This window comes from Marinobacter sp. NFXS11 (assembly GCF_040148675.1).
In the GTDB taxonomy this organism is placed as follows: Bacteria; Pseudomonadota; Gammaproteobacteria; order Pseudomonadales; family Oleiphilaceae; genus Marinobacter.
Genome location: NZ_JAGDDV010000004.1, coordinates 124559 through 145238, shown reverse-complemented (window position 1 = coordinate 145238; position 20680 = coordinate 124559). Strand labels below are relative to the sequence as shown.

Below are 20680 nucleotides of genomic sequence, written 5' to 3'. Positions count from 1 at the left end.
ATGTACGAAGCCCATTTCGGACTGCAGGAAGCACCGTTCGCATTGACGCCCAACACCCGCTATTTTCTGCGGGCGCCCAGCCATGGTGATGCGCTGGAGCTGCTGTTGGTGGCTCTGAAAGAGCGGGAGGGCTTCATCAAGATCTCCGGAGAGGTCGGCACCGGCAAGACCCTGCTGTGCCGGCTGCTGCTTAACGAACTCGAGCCTATTGTCCACACTGCGTATATCCCGAACCCGCAGCTTACCCCGGATACCCTTTACGAGGCGGTAGCCGAAGAACTGGGTGTGGAACTGTCCGGATGCGCCAATGCCCACCAGGTACTCAAGGCTATCAACGAAAAGTTGATCAGCCATGCCATGGAGCAGAAGCCGGTCGTGTTGGTGATTGACGAGGCCCAGGCCATGCCCGAGGAAACCATCGAGGCGTTGCGTCTGTTAACGAACCTGGAAACCGAGAGTGTCCGGCTGCTGCAGGTGGTTCTGTTTGGCCAGCCGGAACTCGATGTACTGCTCAAAAAGCAGAGCCTGCGCCAACTGAATCAACGCATCACCTTTCACTACCGCCTGGCGCCTCTGGACCGGAACTCGGTTGCCCAGTATCTGCGTCATCGCCTGGCGCAGGCCGGCTATAACGGCGCTGATCTTTTTGCGCCGGGTGCGCTTCGTCTGATTGCCCGGGCTTCCGGTGGTATTCCGAGGCTGGTTAATGTTCTTGCCCACAAGTCCATGTTGGCGGCCTGGGGCCGGGGCGACCGCCTCATCGAGCGGGGCCATGCGATGCAGGCCATCCGCGACACCGAAAGCGTGCGGGTGCCGGGCCTGATCGGGAGGTGGCTATGAGCCTCCTGAACGATGCCCTGCGTGCCGCAGAACAACGTCAGAACCGACCGGAGGTGGCCGCGGCCTATGCCGGACAGTCGCAATCGCGGGGCCGCCCGCGTTCCGGGCTCTGGACAGTCTTATTGCTCTTCGCCGCGTGTTTGGTCGGTGCGTCTGCCTTCTGGTTCATGACTCGGACCGGCAGTGAAGAGATGCCTGTCGATGTGAGCGCCTCGCCAGCGCCGAAAACCGTCATGGCGCCGGCAACTGATCAGGATGCCGGAACCGAAAAGAGTTCAGCCGATTCTCAGTCTGCCGATGGTGGGCAAGATACCATCGAGCCCGCTGTGTCCGGGATCGAGAATGAGCCGGTCAGCCAGCTGCCACCAGCTCCTGAGCCCCCTGCCGTGGTACAGCCTGAACCCAAAGCCAGGGAAGCAGTCCAGACATTCGAGGCAGAGCCAACGCCCGAACCGGTTAGACGCCAGGCTTCCGAGCCTGAAGAGGCCGTCAGTGAGCCCGTGGTGGCAGAGAGCAAGCCTGCCCAGGAGACAGAGGCACCAACGCCGTCGGTGAAGCAGGTCCGTGAGACGCCCGAAGCTATCGATCGCCGGGTCAGCCGCGAACTGGCGTCTTTACTCAGAAGCGGGGATACCCGGGAAGCCGAGCAAAAATTGCAGGAACTGGCCGCGACTCAGGCGGCGATGGCCAGCCGAGAAGTATTCGTGCGTCAGATGTTGGTTCAGGAAATGCCGGACAGGGCACTGTCATGGCTTCCGGAATCGGTGACGAACGGTGATGCCGGTCTGCGGCTTCTCAGGGCCCGGGCGCTTCACGCCAAGGGCAGGCTGCCTGACGCAATCGCTGCCCTTGAGCTCAGTGTGCCCGCTGTGCGCCAGAACGTGGAATATCGGGTAACCCTGGCAACCTTGCTGCAGCAAGCAGGCCGCAATACCGAGGCAGCCCGACACTGGTCAGCCCTGATTGCCGAGGACGACAGCCGCGCGGCCTGGTGGGTAGGCCTGGCGATTGCCCTGGAGACGGGCGGCGAGATCAATAGCGCGGTTCGGGCCTACAGCCAGGCCGCCCAGTTACCCGGGCTTTCGCCGTCCCTGGCGGATTATGTTCGTGAACGACTGAAATCTTTGCAGGCGGGATGATGACGACAGAGCCAAAAAAGAAAGTCCGGTTAGGCGACCTGCTGGTTCAGAATGACGTTATCACTGAGCAGCAGCTGATGACGGCCCTGCGCGAGCAGAAGAGTACCGGTCGCAAGCTTGGCAAGACGCTGACGGATCTTGGCTATGTGGACGAAGACAGCCTGCTCAATATCCTGTCTCGTCAGCTCGATGTACCTTTTGTGCAGCTGCGTCACTACCAGTTCAACAATGAGCTGGTAAAGAAACTCCCGGAAGCCATGGCCCGTCGGTTCCGCAGTATCGTGCTGGCGGAGCATAGCGGTGAACTGCTGGTGGGCATGGCCGATCCTCTGGATATCTTTGCCTACGATGAGCTGGTCCGCATTCTCAAGCAGCCCATCAAACAGGCCGTGGTGCGGGAAAGCGAGCTGCTGAACACCCTTGACCTGGTGTACCGGCGTACCGATGAGATTGCATCGCTGGCGGAAGAGCTCGAAGACGAACTGGGCGACGATGCCTTCGACCTGGCGGATCTTTCCGCCGAATCCGAAAGCGCTGAAGCGCCGGTGGTCAAACTGCTACAAACGCTGTTCGAGGATGCTGTTCAAGCGCGCAGTTCGGACATCCACATTGAGCCGGACGAGACTGTGGTCCGCATCCGGCAGCGGGTGGATGGTGTGCTGCAGGAACAGGTGATGAAGGAAAAGCGGGTTAATGCCGCGCTGGTATTGCGCCTGAAGCTGATGGCAGGCCTGAACATCTCCGAGAAGCGGATGCCCCAGGACGGGCGTTTCAACGTTCGGGTGAAGGGCCGCAGTATCGACGTGCGGGTCTCCACCATGCCCGTTCAGTATGGCGAATCCGTGGTGATGCGTTTGCTGGACCAGAGCCAGGGCATGTTGAACCTCGACGGAACGGGAATGCCGGCTCAGTTGCTGGAACGGTTCCGCCGCATGATCAAAAAACCCCACGGCATGATCCTGGTGACCGGTCCCACCGGTAGCGGTAAAACGACGACGCTCTATGGCGCTTTGACCGAGCTCAACCGCCCGGAAGTGAAAATCATCACTGCCGAGGATCCGGTGGAATACCGTCTGCCCCGGATTACCCAGGTGCAGGTGAACCCGAAAATCGGCCTGGAATTCGCCAATGTTCTCCGGGCCGCCTTGCGTCAGGATCCCGACGTGATCCTGGTGGGGGAGATGCGGGATCGCGAAACCGTGGAAATCGGCCTGCGAGCGGCCATGACCGGCCACCTGGTGCTCTCCACCCTGCACACCAACGACTCCATCAGCAGTGCCATGCGGCTGATCGATATGGGCGCGGAACCCTTCCTGGTGGCCAGCTCCCTGCTCGGTGTTGTGGCCCAGCGCTTGGTGCGGCGGGTTTGTGACAACTGTGCCGAGGCCTACACGCCCACGGAACAGGAGCTGGTCTGGCTGCGCAGCTTTGATCTGGATCCCCTGGATATGGAAGCCGGATTCGTTCATGGCCGTGGTTGCTACCAGTGCAGCAACACCGGCTATAAGGGCCGGATCGGCGTTTACGAGATGCTGGAAATGAACGAGGCGATGCTGGATGCTCTTCGACGCCAGGATGTCTCGGAGTTCACCAAAGCGGCCCGCCTGAGCCCCCTGTACCGGCCGCTGGGGCAGTGCGCCATGGATTTCGCGTTGCAGGGCACGACGACACTGGAAGAGGTGGCGCGGGTGGCCGCCACATCCGAGGGCGAGTTCTCGCCCGAGGATGACATTCCCCTGCCGGATGAACCGATCGGGGGAGGCGCCTGATGCAGTTCAGCTACCGGGGCAAGGATGATCGTGGCGGTGTCCAGCAGGGTTTGCTGGGCGCTCCGAATGCCGATGCCGCAGCCACCGAACTGATGCGCCGGGGTATAACTCCGCTCGCGATCCGGGAGGTGCAGGAAACGGAATCGGTCATTGATCGATTGAATCGTCTGCCGATCTTCCGCAAGAAGGTCACTCTCGATGAGCTGATTGTCTTCTGCCGCCAGATGCATGCGCTGACCAAGGCCGGCATCCCCCTGATCCGAACCATGCGTGGCCTGGCAGAGACCACGCGTTCGCCGGTGTTGGCGGAAGTGCTTGAGGATGTGACCACACGGCTTGAAGGCGGCACAACCATGGCGACGGCCATGCAGGCGCATCCCAAAGTCTTCTCGGAGCTGTTCATTGCCATGATCCACGTAGGCGAGAACACCGGGATGCTGGACGACGCTTTCCGGCGCCTGTCAGAGATTCTCGAGCTGGAACGGGATACCAAGCGGCGCCTGAAGCAGGCGATGCGTTATCCGATGTTTGTCATCATTGCCCTGTTATCGGCCCTGATGATCGTGAACTTTCTGGTTATCCCCAAATTCGCATCGGTGTTCAACAAGCTGGGGGCTGACTTGCCGTTCCTGACCCAGGTGTTGGTTGGCACCTCCAATTTTCTCCTGGCCTACTGGTACGTGATGCTGTTCGCCGTTGCCGCTGGCGGACTGCTGCTGCGGCAGTGGAAACAAACGGAACAGGGGCGGCTGACCTGGGATCGTTACAAACTCAAGCTGCCGATTATCGGACCGCTGCTGGAACTGATCACGCTCAGCCGATTTTCGAGGAACTTTGCCACCATGCTGTCCGCGGGTATGCCCGTTACAACCGCGTTAACCGTGGTGGCAGACACAACCGATAACGCGTGGATCTCGAGCCACATAAAGGATATGCGGGCCGGCATCGAGCGAGGCGAAAGCCTGCTCAGAACCGCCCGGCACAGTGAAATGTTCACGCCGCTGATTCTTCAGATGATTGCCGTGGGTGAGGAAACCGGTTCTGTGGACGACATGCTCAATAACGTGGCGGATTTTTACGATGAGGATGTCGACTACGGCCTCAAGCGGCTGGCGGAGTCGATTGAACCGATATTGATTGTGGCCATGGGCATTCTGGTTCTGATTCTGGCCCTGGGTGTGTTTCTCCCGATCTGGGACCTGGGGGCCGCCGCCATGGGGCGGGGCTGAGTGCCAGCGGCAAAACAGGCGGACGCCAGCGGGTACGCGCTTTCCCGCAAGTTTCGTCTGGCAGTCGTGGTAATCGTGCTGGGCGTTCTGTGGTGGTTTTTGCTCGGTGTGCTGGAACGGGAAGCACGAAACGCCGAGGAACGGGCCGCCAATATGGTGATCAGCCAGCTGAGATCGGCGCTGGTCATCAAGGGTGCAGAAGTGATGCTGAGCCGCGGCGGGCGGCTTGCGGAGCACCGGGGCATCAACCCGTTTGAGCTGGTGGAACACCAGTGGGGCAATTACACAGGTCAGTGCCAGGCCGAACAACTGGCACCGGCCACCTGGTGCTTCCGCGTTAGCGAACAAAAAGAAACAGAAAACGGGCCCAAAGGCTGGTTAATTTATAAACCAGGGCAGCCGATAACCATTGACAGTCGGCAAGTCAATGAAGCGCAGCCTCTGGCCTGGGCAGTGACAACAGAATTTGCAGACCGCAACGGAAATGGCATGCGGGAGCAGGAAGAACGGCTGACGGGGTTAAAACTGGCCCCTGTGTCGTTGACAGAAGAAGCAGCGCAAACGCAGGATGCGCAACGCTGACCAGACGCAAAGATACAATCTGAAAGAGGTCGACGAATGATGCAGTACGACAGCAGGCAAAAACAGAAAGGTTTTACTCTTATTGAGCTGGTGGTGGTGATTGCCATTTTGGGGATTTTGGCGGCGTTTGCATTGCCACGATTTGCTCAGCTTTCGGAGCAGGCGCATCAGTCAAGTATTAAGGGAACCGCCGGAGCGCTGAGTGCGGGGGTTGCACTGGTTAAAGCTCAGTGGGTGTCGAATGGCCAAACCGCAGCCGCGGCAACAGTTGATGGTTTTGGCGATGACGACGTGGCGGTCAACGACGAAGGTTGGGCGACCTCGACCAATGGAAATACCGGTGCCCCGAATGAAAACCGTTGTTTACAGGTGTGGCAGGGATTGCTGCAGGCTAACGCCCCGACGATCTCAACCGCTACTGCCGCCAATGCGGACGCCGACTATTGGGCGGCTGTGGTTGGCACTGCTTGCGAATACGAATACCAATTGGATGGTCAGGGCAGCACCATTACCTATGACACCGCAGATGGCTCTGTGGTCACCAATATTAATTAAGACGAACACGGCAGTTTCACTTAGAACTTCACGACAAACGTAAGAGGTAACGACAATGAAGAATATGATTCCTGCGAGAAATCAGAAGGGTTTCACCCTGATTGAACTGGTTATGGTAGTTGTGATCCTAGGCATTCTGGCGGCGTTTGCTTTGCCGCGTTTTGCGGATTTGGGCAATGAAGCACGAACTGCAACGGTAGAAGGTGCCGCTGGAGCAGTAAAGTCGGCCGCGTCTATTGCTCATGCTCAGTGGCTTGCGGATGGAAACTCAGCAACCAGCGTAAACTTGGACGGTGTGACAGTCGCCATGTCTACTGAAGGATATCCAGATTCCGTTGCCGCAACTGCAACACCACCGGGAATAACCGCAGCCGCCCAGATTGATGCGAATGATTTTACGTTTGATGAAAGCACTGGGGTATTCACTGTGACAGGTTTCACCCCAGCGACAGGCACTCAATGCCAGTTCACATATGATGAAACGACTGGTCGGGTTACCAGTATTCAGACTGGCGGATGCTGAATAACAGCTTAGTGCAGATGGTTTTCTTTTTAATAACCAAAAGCAAATAGAAGGCCGTGTATACGAGGAACAAAAGAAAGATGAGAGCTCTGCGATCCTCTGGCTTCACCCTCGTTGAGCTGGTAACGGTCCTCATCCTGATCGGAGTCCTCTCCGCTCTGGGCGTTGGCCTGTTCGCCAGCCGCTCGGCCTTCTCCCCCTTGCTGGCCACACAGCAACTTGCCTCCGCCACGCTGCTTGCCCAGCAGGCAGCGCTGGCGGGGAATCCCGCCAACACCCTGACCATCGAGCAGGGTGGGGATACTTTTCGATTCATTGTGGGGGCTGGTTCCGGCAATGCGCGGACCTTCGAAATAGCCCGGGAAGGCACCAGCCTGTCAGCTCCGGGCGGGTTGCCATTGACTCTGACCTTTGACAACAAAGGGGCGCCTTCAGCCGGCACCAACCTGCAATTTACCTTTTCAGGTGACAGTACCTTCCAGACCTGCCTCAGCTCTCTGGGTGCCGTGTATGCCGGGAGCTGCCAGTCGTGAGGTCGACTCAAGCTGGCGCAACCCTCGTGGAGCTGGTGATCACGATCGTGATTATCAGTGTGGCCATTGCCGGCGTAGTCGGTGCGTTTTCGCTGATAGTAGGTCGAAGCGCGGACCCGTTGAATCAGACCCGTGCTGTGAAGCTTGCTCAGCTCTACATGGATGAGATTCTGACCCAGAAATACGATGACCAGACGCCCCAGGGTGGTTTCCCCAAGTTTTCGGGCGCCTGTTCTATTGGCCCGGAAGGTTCCGAAGGGCGAACGACCTTTGACGATGTCGATGACTATGATGGTCTTACCGGGGCACCGTCGACAGCCACCGGATCCGCTCTGACCGGCTATTCCGGTTTCTCCATTTCGATCGCTGTTACCTGCGCCGGAACGGAAGTTGGCTTGCCCGCGGAAGAAGCCAAGCGTATTGATCTCGATATCACCGCCCCGGGCAACCAGACCTTTTCATTCACCGCATACCGGGCCAACTTCTGATGCATCGGTATCGCGGTTTTACCCTCGTTGAACTTGTCATTGTGATCGTCTTGCTGGCCATTGTTGCCACCATCTCGGTCCGCTTTGTCAGTCTGTCCACGCAGGGTGCTCTGGATGTCAGCTCCCGGCAACAGCGTTCCCTGGCGGGTGTGGTGATCAGCGAGCAAATCAGTCGCGAGGTTCGGGAGGCACTGCCAACATCAATCAGAACCAATGCGAGTGGCAGTTGCCTTGAGTGGATGCCAATCCTGGCCGCCTCCAACTATCTCGATCTTCCCCGAGGCGCAAATCCGGATTCATTTCAGGCTGTGCCACTGCCAGGCGGCGCATCCGCCTCTGGACGAGTGGTGGTGTATGGCTATGGCTCAGACGTTTACAGCCCGGGCAGTCCCGGGCCGATCTCGCCACCGGCGACGATGCCCTCCGGTGCTTCGCCAGTGAACGTTACCTTCGATTCAGGGGCAACACACCGTTTTTCAGCGCAGTCGCCGGAGCGCCGATTTTATATTGTGGGCGAGCCGGTTTCTGTGTGTCAGGTAGGGGTGTATCTGTATCGGTACCGGAACTACGGTATCAACGCTTCACCCGCATCAGGCCTGCCGTCGAGCTATCCGGATAGGGAAGTCATGGCCGCGACACTGGCCAACAACTCCCTGAATTTCCAGGTAACGCCGCCAAGCCTGCAGCGAGGCGCGGTGGTTTCGTTCGGCTTTGTGCTGGCGGATCCGGATTCTGGTGAGACTACCGATATCAGCCAGGAGGTTCAGATTCGCAATGTACCCTGAACCTCGCAATCTGGTAAATCAGGGCGGTGCTGGTCTGCCCGTTGCCTTATTCATTATCACTGTACTGGCCCTTCTGGTGATTGGCATGGCTCAACTGCAACAGGCCACTGGTGAGTCCGTCAGCCTGCAGATTCAGTCCCAGAGGGCGTTCTATGCAGCTGAGAGTGGCGCGCAGGTGGCCGTGAGGGATGTGCTTGAGGCGGGTAATTGCAGCGCTTTGACAACGCCTTTGTCCTTCTCCGCATCAGCGCTCAACGGTTGCAGCGCTGCGCTGACCTGTGAATCCGTTACAGAAAATATCAGTGGCCCCGGTGGCAACACGGTTTTTTCGATTGCCAGTACGGGGCAGTGTGGCAGCGGACCTGATCGGGCTGTCCGGACAATTGAGGTGCGTGTCAGATGAAGTGGATCAGAACCAACCGCCCGATATCCGGTTTGCTATCTGTGCTGGTTTTAATGGCCTGTGCCGGATTTTCTGAGGCCGCATGGTTTGATCCTGACTGGAATTACCGCAAGGCGATCCAGATCCAGGCCAGCCAGGTGGTGGGTGATCAGTCAGATTTCACTGTTATGTTCAGGGCAATAGACTCAGATCTGGCCAGTTCCGCACAAGCAGACGGCGATGACATTGTTTTCGCCCTTGAGGATGGAACCCAGCTTGACCATGAGCTGGAGCGCTATGATGGAAATACCGGTGAGCTGGTGGCGTGGATCCGGGTTCCAACCCTGCCAGCATCCGCCAATACCAGTCTCTACCTTTATTACGGCAACCCATCGGCGGGAAGCCAGGAGAGTCCGGCAGGCACCTGGGATAACGACTTTCAGATGGTTCACCACCTGGAAGAGTCAGGTGGCCGGCAAACCACGTTAGAAGACTCGACCGCCAACCTGAATAATGGAGACCTGCTAGGGCAGGGCAATAATTACCCGACGTATCTCAACAATGGCATTGTCGCCGGTGCAAGAGCGCATCCGGGGCAGTTTGCTAACGGACAATCTGAAGATCCGACGGTACGATTTTTCGATTTCGGTGACCCGGGGCTGTCAACGAGTTTCACTGCCGAAGCCTGGGCAAGGGTATCCGGCAACCAGTCAGGAAGCGATCATCACCCGATTCTCTGGAAAGGCAATGTTATTGGCTGGGGAGCCAACTACTTTTTTCGAATTGCCGTCAGGCAGAACAACGGCATCACCTGGGGGGTAACCTGCGGCAACACGGAGGCATGGTTCGATGGCGGCAATGCCAGTACCGGGTGGGCCCACTACGCCATCAGTTTCGACGGCACCACTACCCGCGCTTACATTAACGGGCAACAGGTTGCGTCCGATAATGACTGTGCAGGTAGAACGCTCAACATAACCTCACAGCCCTTCAGATCTGGCTATGGCATCGTGCAGGGCAATGGTGAAACCATCTTGAATGGTGACGTTGATGAAGTCCGCATCTCTTCCCGTGCCCGCTCTGGTGGCTGGCTGAGAACCCACTACAACAACCTCTCTGATCCCGCGGCCTTCTTCGTAATTGGTAATGAGGAAACCGGCGGGTTCTGCAGCACATTGACGGCGCTTTTCTGCGACGATTTCGAACGTAATTCGCTTGGGCCGGATTGGTCTGTTGTGACAGCGTCCGGCGGCGATGCCGGTATCAGTTCGCAAACCAGCAAGAGCCCCACGCGTTCTCTTTATACCTCAAGCGGCTTCGCCGGGGTCACACTTGCGCCTCTCGATCTTTCAGGGCTGACATCGGGCACCGTTGCCTATTGGTGGAGGCGAGGCGATGATGCGTTCAGTGAAGACCCTGATGGCGGGGAAGACCTTCGCGTCGAGTACCTTGATGATGCAGGCAACTGGGATCTGATTGATCGATACCCCGGTAACGGGACCAACGGTGAATCCGGCGACGTCGTCTTCACACTGCCGCCCGATGCATTTCACGGTGATTTCCAGATGCGGTTCGTTCAGGAATCGGGCAATAGTGGTAACTTCGATTTCTGGCACATCGATGATGTTGTGATTGACGGCAACTCCTCTCCACTGACTTGCGCAGGCGACACCTTTGGTACGGCCACCCTGTCACCGGATGACTGGATCACCAATGTTTCAAGCGGTAGCTTTACACCAGGTATTGTAAACGGCCGCCTCCGCATGACAGAGGCCTCAGGGAACCAGGCGACAGCGGCAACGTTCCAGAACCTGATTCCGGGAGCGGACAACTATGTGAGACTTGAGTTCGACTATTTTGCATACGGTGGCAATGGTGCTGATGGTCTGACAGTTGTGCTTTCGGATGCCTCGGTTACCCCTCAGCCTGGCAGTTTCGGGGGCTCCCTTGGATACGCACAGCGCAACAACGGCGATCCCGGTTTCGCGGGCGGTTGGCTCGGGATTGGTCTGGACGAATTCGGCAACTTTTCCAACGCTACTGAAGGGCGCGTTGGCGGTACCGGATTTGTTCGGGACGCCGTCGCCATCCGTGGTGCCGCCCAGAGCAACTACCAATACCTCGGGGGAACCGGCTCACTGACCCCAGGGATCGACCAGCCTGGAAACAATCCGACGCCTCACCGCTACCGAATTATTGTGGACTCAAGAGGGGGGATCGGTCCGATTGTCTCCGTCGAGAGGGATGTTTCCGGAGCAGGCAACAACTTCCAACAGCTTGTTCAACTGGACCTGAGCAGTTTTCCGAATCAACCAGCGACTCCTCAGAATTTCTATCTCTCGTTGACTGGCTCAACGGGTGGTTCGACCAACATCCACGAGCTCGACAATTTACAGCTTTGCGCAGAAAAGCTGAATCCAGTCGGGAAGTTGGTTGATCACTTCGAGTTTGTGCATGATGGCACAGCACTGACCTGTCAGCCGGAAACAGTAACGGTCAGGGCCTGTGAAAATGCCGATTGCAGCGTGCTTTTCACCGACCCGGTGGACGTGACATTGAGCCCTTCGGGATGGGTTGATGGTGACAGTTTTGCATTCAGTGGCGGCCAGGCTAGCCGCCAACTGCAGATCACGACGGCGGGAACGGCGAGGCTGGCCATTGCATCCTCAAGTCCTTCAACGAAGGCCTTTACCCAGACGCTCTGTGATAATGGAGGCGGCAGCGTTTCCGCCGCCGCTTGCGATCTCCCTTTCCTTGATGCAGGGCTGGCCTTCGATATACCAGACCTGATTTCTCACCAACCAGCGACATCAATCCAGATAAGCGCCGTGCGCCGGGATAACCAGACTGGCGCCTGCGTTCCGGCTTTTGAAAACGTGCAGCGTGAGGTGAATTTCTGGTCGACCTATGTTGATCCGGGACCGACTGGTCGCCCCGAGAGCCGTCCGGTGTTCGTTGACAATACGGCGGTTGGCTCCGGTCAGTCGAACGCCACGCCGATCAGCCTTCAGTTCGGTACTGGCGGTATTGCAGAGGTGGACGTTCTCTACCCCGATGCAGGCCTGATCAATCTCGACGCCCTCTATCTCGGTTCAGCAGCAACCAACGATGACGGTTTGCAAATGCCGGGAGCAGACAGTTTTGTCAGTGTTCCAGCCGGCTTCTGTGTGACATCGGCGGGTGATTGCCCGGTCGGAGACTCGACCTGTCCTGCATTCAGAAAAGCCGGACAGTCGTTTGACCTTTCGATTACCGCTGTAGGCTGGGAGCAGAGCGGTGATGGTGACCTGTGCCAGGGTAATCCAGTCACACCGAACTTCCGATTACTCGATATCCCGTTGTCCACTACTCTGGTTCAACCTGCTGGCGGGGCACCCGGTTCCGTTTCGCCGGTCAGCTATTCCCATACAAGGTCTTCGTCGGCGGAAGAAATTGTGGGAGCAGAGGTCCCGGAGGTTGGTGTTTTCCGTTTTGAGGTTTCTCCCGTGGCAGGAAGCTATCTGGGGCGAGATGTTCCCAGTGGGAATAGTCTGCCGATCGGACGCTTTTATCCTGATCGTTTTCAGGTATCTGTTGACCCCGGCGAGTTTGAGGCGCAGTGCTCTACAGGCTCTCCTTTTGTTTACACCGGAGAGGCGTTTGACTGGCTGGTCGCGCCGTCGTTGACCATTGAGCCGCTTTCTGTGCAGGGAACTCGCACCCTGAACTACACATTCACTGGTTTCCAGAAGCTTGTGGCATCTGATATCAACCGCTTGTATCCGAGCTCCGACACTGCAGCCGTCGACAGGGCTGGCGCTTTTATGACGCTCTCTCAAACCGAGGTTGGAGGTAGCCTATCAGCTCCGGTGTCTTCGCTGGGCTCTGGATTGATGCGCTATGATTTCTCGGCGTTGGACAGCTTCGTGTACGACAAGGCGTCTGATGCCCAGATTGCGCCATTCGTTCCCCAGATTGAATTTTCTGTTACCAGCCTGGTTGACTCTGATGGTGTCGCGGCCGCCGCTGCTCCTTACCCGTTCACACCGGTGGCCGCGTTCGATATCCGGTTTGGCCGGTTCTCTCTGGAAAATGTCTACGGTCCTGAAAACATTGGATCGCTCGCAATGCCGTTCAGACTTGAATACTGGGACGGATCCCGATTCATGACCCACATGGATGATAGCTGCACAACCTGGAATACAGCTGATTTGACCAATTCGGCAAACCATCATTCGCTCAGTGCCACTGCGCCTTCAAGTGGCCTCTTCTCCATGGGCGAGGCTGCGCCGCTGGAACTCGTACCAAACGGAACCCGTGGAACCGATTCGTTGGTCTGGAATGTCGACGCCTGGTTGGAGTTTGATTGGAATGATGATGGCACTCTCGACGATCCCGTTGGGCTGGCAACCTTCGGAGTCTATCGGGGCCACGACAGAGTGATCTACTGGAAGGAACGATAAAAAAGGGCAGGACCTGAGTCCTGCCCAAAACAGCAACGAACCCCGGCGGCTCGCCAATCGTCAGTCGTCTTCGTGTTCCGGATGATCCATCCCCAGTTCGTTGATCTTCCGGGTCAGCGTATTCCGTCCCCAGCCCAGCAGTATTGACGCATCACGGCGTCTGCCGCCGGTGTGCTTCAGCGCCGTCTCGATCATGATCTTCTCGAACTCGGGCACCGCTGTATCGAGAATGCCTTTCTTACCCCGCTTGAGTTCCTGTTCGGCCCAGTTTTTCAGGCCTTCCTGCCAGGTTGTTCCCGTGGTGGGTGTCTCTGCCTGGTGCAATAACTCGGGGGGCAGGTCGTCAATGTGGATCTCGCGACCGCTGGCCATCACGGTCAGCCAGCGGCAGGTGTTTTCCAGCTGGCGGACGTTGCCCGGCCAGGGCAGGGTGGTCAGGTATTCTTCAGCCTCTTCGCGCAGGATCTTCGGCTCTACGGCCAGCTCTTTTGCGGCCCGTTTCAGGAAGTGCTGCATCAGGCGGGGGATGTCTTCCCGGCGTTCGGCCAGCTTGGGCAGATGCACGCGAATAACGTTTAGGCGGTGGAAGAGGTCTTCACGGAAGGTGCCCGCCTGCACCAGCTTTTCCAGATCCTGGTGCGTTGCAGCGATGATGCGCACGTCCACCTTTATCGGGGTGGTGCCACCTACGCGGTAGAACTCGCCGTCGGCCAGAACCCGCAATAGTCGGGTCTGGGTGTCCGCGGGCATGTCGCCGATTTCATCGAGGAACAGGGTGCCGCCGTTGGCCTGTTCAAAACGACCCTGGCGGGCGGCGCCGGCACCGGTAAAGGCGCCTTTTTCGTGGCCAAACAGTTCGGATTCAATCAGATCTTTGGGGATGGCGGCCATGTTCAGGGCAATGAACGGGTGGTTGGCCCTGGGGCTGTGGTTATGGAGTGCCTGAGCCACCAGCTCCTTGCCTGTGCCGCTCTCGCCGTTGATCAGAACGGTGATATTGGAGTGGGAAAGCCGGCCGATGGCACGGAAGACTTCCTGCATGGCCGGTGCTTCACCGATGATTTCGGCGCTGCGTTGGGCCATCTCGGCCTGGGGCTCACCACTGGCACGCTTTTCGTGGCTATGGGCAACGGCACGTTTGACCAGCGCTACGGCATCATCCACATCGAAGGGCTTGGGAAGGTATTCGAACGCTCCGGTCTGGTAGCTGGTTACTGCGCTTTCCAGATCCGAGTGTGCGGTCATGATGATCACTGGCACGTCCGGGTGCACGTCCACAATCTGGGAAAGCAGGGTGATGCCATCGACGCCTGGCATCCGGATATCGCTGACGATGGCATCGGGCTGTTCGTGTTCCAGCCGCATCATGATGCTTTCACCACTGTCAAAAACTCGGGGCTGCATACCGGCCTGGTTAAGGGCGCGCTCCAGCACCCAGCGAATACTGCGGTCGTCGTCTATGATCCAGACGTTCGCCGGTTGGCTCATGGGGTGTCCTCCAGAGGCAGGAAGATGATGAAGTCGGTTCGGCCTGGCTCGCTTTCGCATTCAACCAGTCCGCGGTGTTGACCGATGATGCTCTGGGTGATGGAAAGCCCCAGACCGGTGCCACTGGCACGGCCACTGATCATCGGATAGAAAATGTTCTGCACCAGCTCCGGAGGAATGCCGGGCCCGTTGTCGATAACGTCGATCCGACACACCAGCTTGTGGCGTCGGTTGCCAATGGTGAACTGACGCAGGGTACGGGTGCGGAAGGTAATGGTCGGAGGCTCTTCAGAGCTGTGACCGCCCTGGTTTTCAAAAGCCGCTTCCATCGCGTTCCGTGCAATATTCAGGAACGCCTGAATGAGTTGTTCCTTGTCGCCCTTGAACTCGGGAATGCTGGGGTCGTAATCCCGTTCGAAATTCAGTCGCCCTTTGCTTTCCGCCTCGAGCAGGGTGCCGACTCTTTCGAGGATTTCATGGATGTTGGTCGGTGCCAGCTTGAGTGCCTTGTTGGGTCCCAGCATCCGGTCAACAAGGCTTCTGAGCCGGTCCGCCTCGTCAATAATGACTCGAGTGTATTCCCGCTGGTCTTCGCTGTTGAGCTCCCGGTCGAGCAGCTGCGCCGCGCCACGGATGCCCCCAAGCGGGTTTTTGATCTCGTGGGCCATGCCACGGACCAGAATACGGGTGGTCTCCTGCTGGGAGATGATGTCTTCCTCGCGGCTGATCCGCATCAGCCTGTCCCTGGGCTGGATTTCGATCAGCAGTTCCGTCGGCTCCAGGCTGATGGGCGTTACGGAATAATCCACCGTAAGCCGTGAACCGCTGGTGAGGAGAAACTCAGCTTCTCTTCGAGTGTAGGATTGCCCGTTACGAACGGCGGCAAACAGGGTTTTCAGGGCGTCTTCCGATTCGACCAGAATATCCTGGAAAGGTTGGCCCTGGCTGCGGGTCATGCTGGTTTCGAACAGGCTTTCTGCGGCCGGGTTGAGGTACTGGATAGCCAGGCTACCCTCGAGCACCAGAACAGCCGTGGTGAGGCTGTCGAGAATGCTCTTGTATCCCGTTTGATGGGCCGAGGGCAGTGCCATGCGTGAATCCCGTTGGTTCGACATAAAGTAACCTCCGGAGTTTTGCAAAAAGCGAACCACTTTGAGCCAGGTTCACAAATGAGTGGGCAAAGTGCGGGCAGAGGGGCATATTGGCGCTGAAAAGTGCCGTAAGCTGGTGCAAATCGGGGAAATACCTCTGAGCAGCCCGGAATATTCGCCCCGTTGCTGATCAGAGTATGGCTTTTTTCTGGTGCGCGCGCACCATAATAGTGCGCATCGCCGGGTTGGCAGGTTCAGTTCAAAGCGGAAGGGCGGTGAACAGTAAACGTGATCGGAGAGCCGGTTTTTACCTGGACCCCGTTTTCGTCCACGATATGTGCGCGAGCTTCATGGGTTCCACGGAATACGTTGTTGACGGTGATTGAGCCGGAGGAACTCTGACCGACAGGCTGGCCGTCGAGGGTCACCTCGTATTTGTGGCCTGGCTGCAGGCCGGGGGTGCTGCGAACTTCGAACTGAACATCGCCGCTGCCACTGTTGAACGCCTGGTTGTTACCCGGATAGGCGAAAGAAACGCTTTCGTAGGCAGCGCCTTCCCGCTGAACTTCTTCCCGGAGCTTGTCGGTTTCCTGCACCACCTCTGGCTTTGGCAGGGTGATTGTGGTGACCGGCTTGACCTCCACCGCTTCAGAGCCTTCGCTGGGCTCGTCAGAGTAAGTCACGTTGCCGTAGGAATCGACATTGCGGTAAACCTCGGCATAGACCGGAGCTACCAGAAAAAACAGAAGGCCGGCACACAATCCAGACTTTGGATTCATAAGCTCACCTGTTATTGGGTTTCCCCGATTATCGGCGGCGCCCAGGGTCTTTTCAACGCCTTAAGCCCCGGATGTTGGTTACATATCGTTAAGGGCTGCAGGCACTGTGCTTTCGCTCACAAAAAAGCCCCGCGCGGAGGCGGGGCTTTGCTGCTTATATCCTCTCGGGAGAGGTATTAGCAGGAGTAGTAAAGATCGAACTCAACCGGGTGAGTGGTCATGTTCAGTTTCTCTACTTCACCGCGCTTCAGATCCACGTAGCCCGCGATCATGTCTTCGGTGAATACGCCGCCACGGGTCAGGAACTCGTGGTCTGCTTCCAGGCAGTCCAGGGCTTCAGACAGGGTTTCGGCAACCTTCGGAATGCTGAGGGCTTCTTCCTTCGGCAGATCGTACAGATCCTTGTCCATGGCATCGCCAGGGTGGATCTTGTTCTGGATGCCGTCCAGACCAGCCATCATCAGTGCAGCGAACGCCAGGTACGGGTTGGCAGCCGGGTCGGGGAAGCGAACTTCAATCCGACGCGCTTTCGGGCTGTTGACGTACGGAATACGGATGGAGGCCGAACGGTTGCGGGCGGAGTAGGCCAGCATAACCGGTGCTTCGTAGCCCGGAACCAGGCGCTTGTAGCTGTTGGTTGCCGGGTTAGTGAAGGCGTTGATGGCCTTGGCGTGCTTGATAACACCACCAACATAGTACAGTGCCGCTTCACTCAGGCCAGCGTAGCTGTCGCCTGCGAACAGGTTCTTGCCGTCTTTGCTCAGGGACATGTGTACGTGCATGCCGGAGCCGTTATCGCCTACCACCGGCTTGGGCATGAAGGTGGCGGTCTTGCCATAGGCGTGTGCCACGTTGTGTACGCAGTACTTGAGAATCTGAACTTCGTCAGCCTTGCGGGTCAGGGTGTTGGCGCCAACACCGATTTCGCACTGGCCGGCGGTACCCACTTCGTGGTGGTGTACTTCAATTTCCAGGCCCATGGATTCCATGGCCGCACACATTGCGCCACGCAGGTCATGCAGGCTGTCCACCGGCGGAACGGGGAAATAACCACCTTTAACACCCGGGCGGTGACCGATGTTGTTGCGGTCGAAATCTTCGCCGGATACCCAGGCGGCTTCTTCAGAATGGATGTGGTAAGAAGCGCCTTGCATGTCGACATTCCATTTAACGGAGTCGAATACGAAGAACTCGGGCTCGGGGCCGAACAGTGCGCCGTCGGCGATGCCGGTGGACTTGAGGTATTCCTCTGCGCGACGGGCAACGGAGCGCGGATCACGCTCATAACCCTGCATGGTAGAAGGCTCTACGATGTTGCAGGTAATGTTTACAGTGGTTTCTTCTGTGAACGGATCGAGTACGGAAGTCTCGTCGTCAGGCATCAGGATCATGTCGGATTCGTTGATGCCTTTCCAGCCGGCAATTGAAGAGCCGTCAAACATTTTGCCGTCTGCGAAAAAGTCTTCGTCTACTTCGGTGGCAGGCAGTGTTACGTGCTGCTCTTTACCGCGGCTGTCAGTGAAGCGCAGGTCAACCCATTTGACTTCGTGTTCTTTGATCAAATCAACTGTCTTGGACATTGTGCATGCTCCGTAAGTTATACCGCACAGGCGGCTGTATTCATGTTCGTGGCGCCGGATCGCCCGGGCTAACGGGTTCCGATCTGTTTCTCAGGTTCGCGCAGCTTAGCAAATGCTGTTGCGTCTTACCTGTAAATTTCGGCTGATTTCGATAAAGCAAGGCGCTTGCCAATTTTTAGGGCATGCTCCAGAACGGCGCAACTGCAAGGGTTTGGGGCACATTGGAAGGAGATTGCTCGCTCTGCGTCGAAATCCTGCACTTAAATGGTGCACCTTATTGGTGCGGTTATTCAGTTGTCGCCCCAATCGGGTGCAAGCGTTCCGAATATAGAATAGGCGTTTTTCTTCATATTAACGACACAGACTTTTCGCTATACTGCGCGCCGCTTCATTTTTTACCCTGTCACTTCTTGATCATGGATCGGAAAGCACCATGCAGGGTGCCGGGCAGCCAGCTCCGGTGAATGAGTTCATTTTACGGATTTGAGACGGCATGTGCTGGGATTCTCCCTGCGATCGACCTTCTCAGGTCATTGAGTGCATGCCGCAGGAATATTTTTGTGATTGAAAAACTTCGTAATATCGCCATCATCGCCCACGTTGACCATGGTAAGACCACCCTCGTAGACCAGCTCTTGCGCCAATCCGGCACCCTGGATCGGAAGGAGCTGGATAGCGAACGGGTCATGGATTCCAATGATCAGGAAAAAGAGCGGGGCATTACCATTCTGGCGAAAAACACCGCCCTGAAATGGAATGGCTACGACATCAATATTGTCGACACTCCTGGCCACGCTGATTTTGGTGGTGAGGTTGAGCGGGTCATGAGCATGGTGGACTGTGTCCTGCTGGTCGTCGACTCCATCGACGGCCCCATGCCCCAGACCCGTTTCGTTACTCAGAAGGCATTTGCCGCGGGCCTTCGCCCGATTGTAGTGGTAAACAAGATCGACCGCCCGGGTGCGCGCCCTGATTGGGTGGTGGATCAGGTATTCGACCTGTTCGACAACCTCGGTGCCACCGATGAGCAGCTGGACTTCCCGATCGTGTTTGCCAGTGCGTTGAATGGCATTGCCGGAATGGATCACGAAAAACTTGATGACAACATGGATGCCGTGTTCCAGGCGATTGTTGACCACGTGCCGGCGCCGAACGTGGATCCGGATGGCCCGTTCCAAATGCAGATCTCCCAGCTGGACTACAACAGCTTCCTGGGGGTAATCGGCATTGGTCGTATTACGCGCGGCAAGGTCAAGACCAATTCGCCGGTCACCGCCATTGGCGCCAACGGTAAAAAGCGTAACGGTCGTATCCTGAAGATTATGGGGCACTCCGGTCTTCAGCGTGTTGAAGTCGACGAAGCCCAGGCTGGCGATATTGTCTGTGTTAGCGGCATGGACGAGCTGCTCATTTCCGACACCCTTTGTGATCAGGCGAACGTTGAGGCGCTGCCGGCGCTGACGGTGGATGAGCCGACTGTATCCATGACTTTCCAGGTGAACGATTCGCCGTTCGCTGGCAAGGAAGGTAAGTACGTTACCAGCCGGAACATCAAGGAGCGGTTGGAAAAGGAGCTGCTGCACAACGTTGCGTTGCGCGTTGAAGAAGGCGAGTCGGCTGACAAGTTCAAAGTGTCTGGCCGTGGCGAGTTACATCTGTCTGTACTGATTGAAAATATGCGTCGGGAGAACTTTGAGCTGGCGGTTGGCCGTCCGGAAGTTGTTATCCGCGAAGTTGACGGTGTGAAGCAGGAGCCTTACGAGAACGTCATTGTTGATATCGAGGAGCAGCATCAGGGCGCCGTCATGGAGCAAATGGGGCTGCGCAAGGGCGACCTGACCAACATGGTTCCGGATGGCAAGGGCCGGATGCGCTTGGACTATACCATTCCAGCCCGGGGCCTGATTGGTTTCCGGAATACCTTCCTGACAATGACTTCAGGCACTGGCATCCTGACTTCGACTTTCAGCCATTACGGCCCGATCAAAGTTGGCGATGTAACCAGTCGCCAGAACGGTGTCATCGTGTCCATGGCTACGGGTACCGCTTTTACCTACTCTCTGGAAACGCTGCAGAGCCGTGGCAAGCTGTTCTTGGATCCGGGGCAGGAAATCTATGAAGGGCAGTTGTGTGGCATTCACAGTCGGGACAACGACCTGGTGGTCAACCCCACCAAGGCCAAAAAGCTGGATAACATGCGCGCCTCTGGCAAGGATGAAGTCATCGGTCTAGTGCCGCCGATCAAGTTCACCCTTGAGCAGGCGCTCGAGTTCATTGATGACGATGAGCTGGTGGAAGTGACGCCGAAGTCAGTCCGGCTGCGCAAGAAGCTTCTGACCGAAAACGAGCGCAAGCGCGCCAACAAGAAGTAATCGTCCGGCTCTTATCGAGCATGGGCAAAAAAGGGCCGGATGAATGTTTCATCCGGCCCTTTTTTTATGGGGTTAAGCTAAACTCCGGTTAAATCCTTCACGC

17 protein-coding genes are annotated in these 20680 nt (G+C 57.3%); 13 read left to right on the top strand and 4 right to left on the bottom strand.

All coding sequences use genetic code 11. The annotated features are described in order from the left end of the window. The 12 genes from J3362_RS19335 (at nucleotide 1) to J3362_RS19280 (ending at nucleotide 13267) form a co-directional block, all read left to right on the top strand. Nucleotides 1-840 carry an ExeA family protein gene (locus tag J3362_RS19335; protein WP_349521840.1) on the top strand — a complete coding sequence of 280 codons (840 nt, stop codon included), beginning with the start codon at nucleotides 1-3 and terminating at the stop codon, nucleotides 838-840. Then, entirely contained in the window at nucleotides 837-1979 is a 1143-nt protein-coding gene (locus J3362_RS19330; protein WP_349521839.1) for a tetratricopeptide repeat protein, read from the top strand. Before J3362_RS19335 ends, J3362_RS19330 begins: the two co-directional genes overlap by 4 nt. Next, nucleotides 1979-3748, top strand: a complete 1770-nt coding sequence (locus tag J3362_RS19325; RefSeq protein WP_349521838.1) for a GspE/PulE family protein — start codon at nucleotides 1979-1981, stop codon at nucleotides 3746-3748. Before J3362_RS19330 ends, J3362_RS19325 begins: the two co-directional genes overlap by 1 nt. Further along, nucleotides 3748-4977: a type II secretion system F family protein gene (locus tag J3362_RS19320; RefSeq protein ID WP_014575978.1), complete on the top strand. Its 1230-nt coding sequence runs from the start codon at nucleotides 3748-3750 to the stop codon at nucleotides 4975-4977. The genes J3362_RS19325 and J3362_RS19320 overlap by 1 nt, the downstream gene beginning before the upstream one ends. Next, nucleotides 4978-5559, top strand: a complete 582-nt coding sequence (locus J3362_RS19315) for a hypothetical protein (RefSeq protein WP_349521837.1) — start codon at nucleotides 4978-4980, stop codon at nucleotides 5557-5559. Between the two features lie 36 nt (nucleotides 5560-5595). Next, on the top strand, nucleotides 5596-6114 hold the full coding sequence (locus tag J3362_RS19310) for a type II secretion system protein (protein ID WP_349521836.1): 519 nt from the start codon (nucleotides 5596-5598) through the stop codon (nucleotides 6112-6114). 55 nt (nucleotides 6115-6169) lie between these two features. After that, nucleotides 6170-6637, top strand: coding sequence for a type II secretion system protein (locus J3362_RS19305; protein ID WP_349521835.1), 468 nt, complete (start codon nucleotides 6170-6172; stop codon nucleotides 6635-6637). Nucleotides 6638-6717: 80 nt separating this feature from the next. After that, nucleotides 6718-7170 carry a prepilin-type N-terminal cleavage/methylation domain-containing protein gene (locus J3362_RS19300; protein WP_349521834.1) on the top strand — a complete coding sequence of 151 codons (453 nt, stop codon included), beginning with the start codon at nucleotides 6718-6720 and terminating at the stop codon, nucleotides 7168-7170. Further along, complete coding sequence (locus J3362_RS19295; RefSeq protein ID WP_349521833.1) at nucleotides 7167-7658, top strand: type IV pilus modification PilV family protein; 492 nt, start codon at nucleotides 7167-7169, stop codon at nucleotides 7656-7658. Before J3362_RS19300 ends, J3362_RS19295 begins: the two co-directional genes overlap by 4 nt. Next, nucleotides 7658-8443, top strand: coding sequence for a PulJ/GspJ family protein (locus tag J3362_RS19290; RefSeq protein ID WP_349521832.1), 786 nt, complete (start codon nucleotides 7658-7660; stop codon nucleotides 8441-8443). The genes J3362_RS19295 and J3362_RS19290 overlap by 1 nt, the downstream gene beginning before the upstream one ends. Beyond that, nucleotides 8433-8846 carry a hypothetical protein gene (locus J3362_RS19285; protein WP_349521831.1) on the top strand — a complete coding sequence of 138 codons (414 nt, stop codon included), beginning with the start codon at nucleotides 8433-8435 and terminating at the stop codon, nucleotides 8844-8846. Before J3362_RS19290 ends, J3362_RS19285 begins: the two co-directional genes overlap by 11 nt. Continuing rightward, entirely contained in the window at nucleotides 8843-13267 is a 4425-nt protein-coding gene (locus tag J3362_RS19280) for a DUF2341 domain-containing protein (protein WP_349521830.1), read from the top strand. Before J3362_RS19285 ends, J3362_RS19280 begins: the two co-directional genes overlap by 4 nt. 60 nt (nucleotides 13268-13327) lie before the next feature. On the opposite strand, the gene ntrC is transcribed toward J3362_RS19280, so the two are convergent. The 4 genes from ntrC to glnA form a co-directional block, all read right to left on the bottom strand. Then, on the bottom strand, nucleotides 13328-14755 hold the full coding sequence (gene ntrC / locus J3362_RS19275) for a nitrogen regulation protein NR(I) (RefSeq protein WP_349521829.1): 1428 nt from the start codon (nucleotides 14753-14755) through the stop codon (nucleotides 13328-13330). Beyond that, the gene (glnL, locus tag J3362_RS19270) at nucleotides 14752-15846 is read right to left on the bottom strand and encodes a nitrogen regulation protein NR(II) (protein WP_349521884.1); all 1095 of its coding nucleotides are present in this window, start codon (nucleotides 15844-15846) and stop codon (nucleotides 14752-14754) included. Before glnL ends, ntrC begins: the two co-directional genes overlap by 4 nt. 254 nt (nucleotides 15847-16100) lie before the next feature. Beyond that, a complete protein-coding gene (locus J3362_RS19265; RefSeq protein ID WP_349521828.1) occupies nucleotides 16101-16625 on the bottom strand; it encodes a DUF4124 domain-containing protein in 525 nt (174 codons plus the stop codon). Between the two features lie 176 nt (nucleotides 16626-16801). After that, a complete protein-coding gene (glnA, locus tag J3362_RS19260) occupies nucleotides 16802-18205 on the bottom strand; it encodes a glutamate--ammonia ligase (protein WP_053114316.1) in 1404 nt (467 codons plus the stop codon). Between the two features lie 560 nt (nucleotides 18206-18765). On the opposite strand from glnA, the gene typA reads away from it, so the two are divergent. Further along, nucleotides 18766-20577: a translational GTPase TypA gene (gene typA, locus J3362_RS19255; RefSeq protein WP_349521827.1), complete on the top strand. Its 1812-nt coding sequence runs from the start codon at nucleotides 18766-18768 to the stop codon at nucleotides 20575-20577. Nucleotides 20578-20680 lie beyond the last annotated feature (103 nt).

Excerpts from the sequence above, each read along its gene's own strand:
- J3362_RS19335 (WP_349521840.1), top strand. The coding sequence starts at position 1 with ATGTACGAAGCCCATTTCGGACTGCAGGAAGCACCGTTCGCATTGACG.
- J3362_RS19330 (WP_349521839.1), top strand. The coding sequence starts at position 837 with ATGAGCCTCCTGAACGATGCCCTGCGTGCCGCAGAACAACGTCAGAAC.
- J3362_RS19325 (WP_349521838.1), top strand. The coding sequence starts at position 1,979 with ATGACGACAGAGCCAAAAAAGAAAGTCCGGTTAGGCGACCTGCTGGTT.
- J3362_RS19320 (WP_014575978.1), top strand. The coding sequence starts at position 3,748 with ATGCAGTTCAGCTACCGGGGCAAGGATGATCGTGGCGGTGTCCAGCAG.
- J3362_RS19310 (WP_349521836.1), top strand. The coding sequence starts at position 5,596 with ATGATGCAGTACGACAGCAGGCAAAAACAGAAAGGTTTTACTCTTATT.
- J3362_RS19305 (WP_349521835.1), top strand. The coding sequence starts at position 6,170 with ATGAAGAATATGATTCCTGCGAGAAATCAGAAGGGTTTCACCCTGATT.
- J3362_RS19300 (WP_349521834.1), top strand. The coding sequence starts at position 6,718 with ATGAGAGCTCTGCGATCCTCTGGCTTCACCCTCGTTGAGCTGGTAACG.
- J3362_RS19290 (WP_349521832.1), top strand. The coding sequence starts at position 7,658 with ATGCATCGGTATCGCGGTTTTACCCTCGTTGAACTTGTCATTGTGATC.
- J3362_RS19285 (WP_349521831.1), top strand. The coding sequence starts at position 8,433 with ATGTACCCTGAACCTCGCAATCTGGTAAATCAGGGCGGTGCTGGTCTG.
- J3362_RS19280 (WP_349521830.1), top strand. The coding sequence starts at position 8,843 with ATGAAGTGGATCAGAACCAACCGCCCGATATCCGGTTTGCTATCTGTG.
- ntrC (WP_349521829.1), bottom strand. The coding sequence starts at position 14,755 with ATGAGCCAACCGGCGAACGTCTGGATCATAGACGACGACCGCAGTATT.
- glnL (WP_349521884.1), bottom strand. The coding sequence starts at position 15,846 with ATGGCACTGCCCTCGGCCCATCAAACGGGATACAAGAGCATTCTCGAC.
- J3362_RS19265 (WP_349521828.1), bottom strand. The coding sequence starts at position 16,625 with ATGAATCCAAAGTCTGGATTGTGTGCCGGCCTTCTGTTTTTTCTGGTA.
- glnA (WP_053114316.1), bottom strand. The coding sequence starts at position 18,205 with ATGTCCAAGACAGTTGATTTGATCAAAGAACACGAAGTCAAATGGGTT.